The organism is Cupriavidus sp. 86D6 (assembly GCF_057815095.1).
This window is the reverse complement of sequence record NZ_JBYPSB010000020.1, coordinates 68,387-75,517: the sequence shown is the minus strand read 5'-3', so window position 1 is coordinate 75,517 and position 7,131 is coordinate 68,387. Positions and strand designations below refer to the sequence as shown.

The following is a 7,131-nucleotide window of genomic DNA, read 5'->3' as shown; positions in this document are numbered from 1 at the left end:
GGCTTCCTTTCGTTTCCAGAAGTCAGCGCCAGCGATATTGCGTAGTGGAATCTTGAAGCGGCCTGGGCTTTCGTCGGGTTCTCGGTAGCCCCAATAAAAGCGGATGACGGGGGAGTAGCCGGGGTTGTCGGGGTCCACTCTACGCATATGCCTCTTTTGAGACGGCGCCGGCTCCTGATCGACGTAAGCATTTGCCTTCAACTGGGATCCGGTTCCATTCAGCCCAAGGCGTTCGCTTAACCCCTCACACAGCGCCTGCTCGGCGTCGTCATACCACTCCCCCTCCGAATTCACCCCATGCACAAAAATGATGATCCCCGGCAAGTGCGGCGGCACACGGGCCTCGGCCCTCACCTGGTAGCTGGCAGGGGTCAGAAAGGATTCCCAGTACGGCCTGCCGAATGCGTCGCGTTGCATCGGCACGACGCGCGTGGATGTACTTGGTCTGGGCTCTCCGGGGGTTTCATCGTTCGGGCCGGCGTCGTCCGGCGTGGTTGCTTGCGTCATTTCAGCCATTGCGGTCAGCGAATCCCGGCTTCCATGTCACCGTGCCCGATGCACGACGCCATGAAGCTGCGGCTCGCAAACTAGCGGCTTTTCAGGCGGAAGAAGTCGCTGTTTCGCCGTTTCCTAACGCATCACAATCAACATGCTTTTACTTATGCAGATTCGGAGAACGATGATTTACGCAACACACCTTCATCGCTCCGCACAGGCAAAACAAAAAGGGCGACAGCCGAAGCCATCGCCCTTTCCACCCCAAGCGCGCCTGAAGCGTTTTACTTCTTCGCGTTCGTCAACGCCTGGAACTGCTGTGTCAGGTAGTTCTTGGTGTTGTTCATCTGCGCCACCGCCAGGTCCAGCGCGGTGAACTGCTTGCGGTAGCGTTCGATCTTGGCGTCGATGCGCACGCTCAGGTCCTCGTAACGCTTTTCGAGGTCCTTCATGCTGCGTTCGATGCCGGTGGTGACCGCGCCGATCGGGCCGCTTTCCCCGGTCATCTTGTCTACCGCATCGGACAGCCGGCGGGCGAAGCCGCCCGTGGTGCCGTCGCCCGCGAACAGCTGCGTCACGGTGGGCAGGTTGTCCTTCAGCGCGGCGTCCAGCTTCTTGCTGTCGATCGCCATCGTGCCGTCCTTCTGCATCGACACGCCGATGGCGGCCAGCATGGTCGGGGCCTTGTCCGGCATGCCTGCCTCGGGCGTGTTCAGCACGGCGCGGATGGTCGTCTGGATGCCGCGGATCGATGTGTCGCCGTTCAGCGCGCCCTTGGTCATCGCCTTGGTGTCGAACGCGGTCAGCGACTTGATCGAGGACTGGATGTTGTTGTAGGCGGTGACCATCGCCTGGATGGAATTCTTGATGCTGTCGGTGTCCTGCGTCAGCGACAGCGACGTCGTGCCGGTCTTCTTGAGCGTCATGGTCACGCCCTGCGCGGCGTCCACCACGGTGTTGCTGGTGCTGGTGATGGCGATGCCATTGACCGTCAGCGCCGCGTTGGTGGCGCGCAGCGTTTCCTTCATCGCGTTCGACCCCGGCGTGGTCGGGTCGTAGCCCGCCACCCCCTGCAGTTCGGGTGACGAGCCCGTGATGCGCATGCTCATTGTCTCGCCGGTCTTGTCCGACGTCAGGATCAGCCGGTACGGCGTGGCGCTGCCATCGTTGATGATGCTGGCCTTGACGCCGATGCCGGCCTTGTTGATGGCATCGCGGATGTCCTGCAGCGACCCCTTGCCCGGGTCGATCGTGATCGTGCGGGGGTTGGGTACGGCAGCAGTGGCCGCATTGGGAGTGAACCCGGGGTTCACGTAGGTGCCGCTGGCTTCGTCCCAGCCCGTGGTGGTGCCGAACTCGAACGTCAGCGTGCCGGAACCGATCTGCACGTCCTGCTTGGCGTACCCGGTGCCGGCCAGCGACTGGGCCTGCGCCAGCCGCGTCACGTTGACGCTGAGGTCGCTGGGTACGGCGTTGGCGGCGGTCGTCACCGTCATGATGTCGGCATTGCCCACCGACGACTTGACCGCGCCGAAGGTGTCCCGGTTCATCAGCGCCTTGGCCGTGGCCTGGAAGCTGGTGAGCATGCTCTTGACCGTGCCATAGGCGGTCAGGCGGGTCTGGTAGGCCGTGTGCTGGTTGTCCAGGGCCGTCAGCGGCGCGCGCTCGGCGGTGGACAACTTGTCCAGCAATGTGGACAGCTCGAGGTTGGCCCCAACCCCGAGGGAGGAAATCGATGCCATGGTTGTGCCCTTCTTCTTGTTCGTTTCTTTGTCACTCAGGCTCTGCGTCACCTGAATGTCCTGACATCCACGTTTACGTCGAACGAAAGTGGATCTTTAGCCTTTTTGATACAGAAACGATACAAAGACGATACGAAGTGGGGCTAAACCTGATGAATGAGCCTTATGCAGCACAAACAAGGCATTACGTCAGACGTTGGCCCAGGGCGGACAAGGCCGCATCGCATTGACGCAGCTGGGCTGTCATTGGTTTGTCATCGATGCGGCGCCGGGCCAGCGCGGCATCGATCGATGCGGCGATCAGCCGGCGCTGGGCCGCGATGTAGTCGAGGCAGCGGGCCCGGGCCTCCGGGCCGCCATCGGCGAGCACGGCCAGTACGGGCACCAGCGGCAGCGTGCGGTAGCCGGCAAACGGAATCGATGCGATGCCACGCGCCGCGCCCAGCAGTTCAGGCATCAGCAGGCGGCATACGGCATCACCCCAGACAGCCTTGTCCCGTGCCTCGTCGTCGCGACGCCGGGCCAGTGCTGCGGCGTAGCCAGGCTCGGCAACCCCGCCCGCCCGCACGAGCGGGATGACATCCGCCGGCAACGATCCCGACGACAGGACGGATATACAGTCGGCGCCGATATCGTGTTCGCCGCCGCGTCGCTTGGCCGCCAGCGACACGGCCTGCAGCCGGTCTGGCACCCAGGCGTCGAGCGGCACCATCGCGCAGGTGGAGGGGCGGGACGCGTGGATCGTGCAGCGCCCGTCGTCGGCCAGTGCGGGACAGCGTCCGCGCGACGGATAGTCGATGGCCTGCGTGGCGATCATCAGCACGTCGCCATTCGGCAGCGGATGGCCCTGCCGGCGCGCCAGCGCGGCAAACGCCGCCACGTCGTCGGCAGTGACTTCCACGAGGTGCCCGTCCACCCTGTGCCGCGTGCCGGCCAGGGGCGGCCGCACGCGCCGCAACGACAAGGCGCCGACAAAGCGGTCGGCGTGGCGGAACAACTCGTCCATGCTCATCAGCGGCGGCGAATTGCAGCACTTGCCGCACGCCGTGCAATGAAAGCCAATCGCGACCGGATCACCGCCGCGCTCGCCGTCTACCATGGCCGACGCACCGAATCGTTGAAGCGCGTCAGGATGAAAGACTTCACCGCCGGGGAATGCAGCGCGCCGACCGTCTGCGCCACCCAGTCCGCCCGGCAGTCCGCCGCCCGTACCGCCAGCGCGTTCGCCCACGGCACACGGGCATCCTCGATACCGAGCGCGTCGCGCGCCGGCGCCAGTCCCGCGGCATCGGCGGCCGCGTAAGGCAGCGCCACCAGCGCGTAGCGGCGCAAGGCGGCAGCCAGCCGTTGCGACGGCAAACGCTCGAAGCGCAGCTTGCGCGGATTGTCGATGATGTCGGCAAGCTGGGGCCGCAGACCGGCCTCGCCATCGATACGGATCAGCCCGTGGTTCTGCAGCAGCAGTAGCGCGCGCCCCTGCCCGGCCCGGTCGGCCGGGATGGCAATGACGGCGCCCACGGGCACCTCCCGCAGCGCCGCGATCTTCTCCGCGTACAACCCCATCGGATAGGTCACCGTGTAAGCCACCGTGCAGACCGATGCATCGCCAGCCAGTGCCTGGGCATCCTCCGCAATCGAGGCGTCGATGCGGCGCGCGCGCAGCGCCCGGCGTACTTCGGCGGCGTCGGCGAAGGACACCGCCTGCAATGGCACCGCGCCACCCGCGTTCGCGGCCGCCGCCACAAGCTCGCGGTCGGCCTGGCTGGCCACCCCGATGCGCACGACAGGCCGCGCGTTGACGGACACGTCAGCCCGCGTCGCGGCCCACACCGGCGATTGCAGCGCCCAGGTACAGCCCAATCCCAGCAACAGCGCCTTAACCATCGCGAAGCACCGTCCGGAAGCCAATATGCGAAGTCGGCAGGTCGCGCTCGGCCGGTTCGCGCGCCGACGCCCGGTAGCGCACGCAGAAGTCCGGCGCGCACAGGAACGAGCCGCCCTTGATGACCGCCATGCGCGTGTCACGCGGGTTGCCGGACCGGCCCGACAACGCCGCCACGAACGCGGTATCGCCGTTGGCGTGCGACTGGCGCGGCCCGGTGTACGGGTCGGCGGTCCATTCCCACGCGTTGGCGATCATGTCGTACAGGCCGAACGCATTCGCCGTGAAGCAGCCCACCGGCGCCAGGCCGTCGAAGCCGTCGCGGGCACTGTTCAGCACAGGGAACACGCCTTGCCAGTAGTTGGCCGTGGGCGTCCCATCCGCATTGGCCGGGGCGGTTTCCAGCGCCGCGCCACGCTGGCCGGCCTTGGCCGCGTACTCCCATTCGTCCTCGGTCGGCAGGTCGTGGCCAAGCCACTGCGCGTAAGCGCGCGCATCGGCCTGCGTCACCAGCGTGACCGGCTGGTTGTCCTTGCCGTCGATGGCCGATGCCGGGCCCGACGGATGCCGCCAGTCGGCGCCGCGCACCATCGACCACCAGGCATAGGGCCGTTGCTGCAGTTCCTCGCCGGTGGGCTTGTGGAACACCACGGCCTCGCCGGCGCGCTCGGCGTCGGTGCGATACCCGGTGGCCTGCACGAAGGCGGCGAACTGCGCATTGGTAACTTCGGTACGGTCAATCCAGAAGCTGCCCACGCGCGTCTTGCCGGCAGGCCGTTCATCGGGATAGCCGAGCGTGGTGCCCGGCACGAATTCGCCGCCACGCACGTGCGCCATGCCTGCCTTGCCCTGCTTGCGCCAGTCATCGGGCAAGCCTGTATAGGCAGCGCACTGGCGCGGCGTGCCGAGCGCCGCCGCGCCATGCAGCGGCACGGCGCGTACCGCCAGCGTTGCGGCCAGCCCCACCCCGAAGGCGGCGCCGGCGATCTTCCCCAGTTTGCGGATTCCAGGCAGTGCCACGGCCGCCTCAGTAGATCATGCCGGGAACCTTCGGCAGCACCGCGCCGACGGCCTTGGCATAGTCGTTCCACTTCGCCTTGAGGTCCGCCACCACGTCCGGACGCTGCACGGCGAGGTCGTTGGTCTCGCCACGGTCCGCCCGGATGTCGAACAGCTGCCATTCGCCATGGGCCGGCCCGAACGGCGGCTCGATCCACGTGGCCTTCCAGTTGTCGGCGTAGACGTAGGTGCGGCCGTAGAGCTCTTCCGCAAACGTGGTGCGTGCCGGGCCGCTGGCCTTGCCCTGCAGCGTCGGCAGCAGCGACAGTCCGGTGATCGGATACACGTTGCGGCCGTCGTAGACCACCTTGCCGGCATTGCGGTTGACGCCCTTGCTGTCATAGAGCGGCGCCGCCGGCGTGCTGGGTGCGGCCACGCCGGCAATGTCCAGGAACGTGGGCGCCAGGTCCACCACATGCGTGAAGGCGTTCAGTTGCGCGGCCTGCTGGGCGGGCGCCGCGCCGGGCAGCTTGACGATGGTCGGCACCGAGTGGCCGCCTTCCGCCGGGAACGCCTTCCAGAGCCGGAACGGCGTGGCGCTGACCTCGGCCCAGCGTTGGCCGTAGTCCAGATTGCTGGAGCCCTTGTACGCCGTGGTGCCCAGCGTCGGATAGACGGCCGGGTCCGCGTTCTTCGCGTCGTAGCTCTGGTCGTAGTTGCCGCTGAACTCGTAATAGCTGGCTTCCGGGCCGTTGTCGCTCTGGAACACGATCAGCGTGTTGTCGTACTCGCCAATGTCCTTCAGGTGCTGCACCAGACGGCCGACGTTGTCGTCCAGGTTCTCGACCATCGCCGCGAAGATTTCCATGTAGCGGGCCTGTGCGCGCTTTTCGTCGGCAGTCAGGCTGTCCCACTTCTTGTTGGCATTCGCCACGCGGGTATCGACGCCGCCCTGCGCCGCGCTGTGGGTCGACGTGATGTAGTTGGCCGACGCCGTGCCCCAGTTCGCGGACTTCGGCGTCACTGTCAGCGTCTCGTCGCGCCCGGCGTTCGGCGTGAAATCGGCGGGAATCAGCCCCAGCGCCTTCTGTCGCGCCAGCCGCGCCGCCCGGATGGGCTCGTAGCCAGCATCGTAGACGCCCTTGTAGCGATCGATGTACGCCGCCGGCGCCTGCAGCGGCGAGTGGGGCGCCTGGTAGGTCAGGTAGGCGAAGAACGGCTTGCCGTCAGCATTCTTGCCGGTGCTCGAATCGATGTACTTGAGAATCGTCGATGTGTAGAAGTCCGACGAGAAGAAGTTCGTCGTGTTCGGCGTCACGTAGTGGTCGTCTTCCACATACGCGGTGCTGCCGTTGCGGCCGAAGTGATCGCCACCGCCGCCCAGCAGGGCGTAGCTCTTCTCGAAGCCCCACGACACCGGCGTCTGGCCCGGCGATGTCGTGCCGACATTCGCCCCCTGGTTGGTGGCGTTGGGCAGCCCGCTGCCCAGGTGCCACTTGCCGGCCATGTACGTGTGGTAGCCGCCATCCTTGAGCAGTTGGGCGATCGACAGCGCGCGGTCGTTCAGATAGCCCTCGTAGCCGGGCTTCGGCGCGTTGTTCTCGTCGACGTAGTTCACGTCGGTGGTGGCCATGGTGCCCTGGCCCACGAGGTGGTGATCGGTGCCGGAGATGATCATCGAGCGCGTCACCGCGCAGACCGCCGCCGTATGATGGTTGGCCAGGATGCGGCCCTGCTTTACCAGCGCATCCAGATTGGGCGTGCGGATTTCGCTGCCGAAGGCGCCCAGGTCCGAATAGCCGAGGTCGTCGGCCATGATGAAGACGATGTTGGGCTTCTTTGTCGCCACCGTTGTCGGGGCGGGATTGCCGGAGGAAGTTGTCGGCGCATCGTCGCTGCCGCAGCCGCTCATCAACGCCACCGCCGTGGCGCACAGGCCCGCCAGCACGCGGCGGGCGGGGGTGCTTCGCTGACTACGGGACGCTGCTGTCGTTCTTGTCATACGCCTCTCTC

General features: G+C 66.4%; 6 protein-coding genes. All 6 read right to left on the bottom strand.

Going from position 1 to position 7,131, the window contains the following annotated elements:
* Positions 1 to 507 (bottom strand): T6SS effector phospholipase Tle3 domain-containing protein (locus tag AC3G88_RS27200; RefSeq protein WP_488894332.1); only part of this gene is annotated, 507 nt, incomplete at its 3' end.
* A gap of 272 nt (positions 508 to 779) precedes the next feature.
* Positions 780 to 2,237, bottom strand: coding sequence for a flagellar filament capping protein FliD (fliD, locus tag AC3G88_RS27195; RefSeq protein ID WP_488894331.1), 1,458 nt, complete (start codon positions 2,235 to 2,237; stop codon positions 780 to 782).
* Between the two features lie 184 nt (positions 2,238 to 2,421).
* Positions 2,422 to 3,336 (bottom strand): YkgJ family cysteine cluster protein, encoded by a 915-nt coding sequence (locus AC3G88_RS27190; RefSeq protein WP_488894330.1) that lies wholly within the window; start codon positions 3,334 to 3,336, stop codon positions 2,422 to 2,424.
* A complete protein-coding gene (locus AC3G88_RS27185) occupies positions 3,330 to 4,121 on the bottom strand; it encodes a MetQ/NlpA family ABC transporter substrate-binding protein (protein ID WP_488894329.1) in 792 nt (263 codons plus the stop codon). Before AC3G88_RS27185 ends, AC3G88_RS27190 begins: the two co-directional genes overlap by 7 nt.
* A complete protein-coding gene (locus tag AC3G88_RS27180) occupies positions 4,114 to 5,085 on the bottom strand; it encodes a formylglycine-generating enzyme family protein (RefSeq protein WP_488894333.1) in 972 nt (323 codons plus the stop codon). Before AC3G88_RS27180 ends, AC3G88_RS27185 begins: the two co-directional genes overlap by 8 nt.
* A gap of 61 nt (positions 5,086 to 5,146) precedes the next feature.
* Entirely contained in the window at positions 5,147 to 7,120 is a 1,974-nt protein-coding gene (locus tag AC3G88_RS27175) for an arylsulfatase (RefSeq protein ID WP_488894328.1), read from the bottom strand.
* Between the last annotated feature and the right edge of the window lie 11 nt (positions 7,121 to 7,131).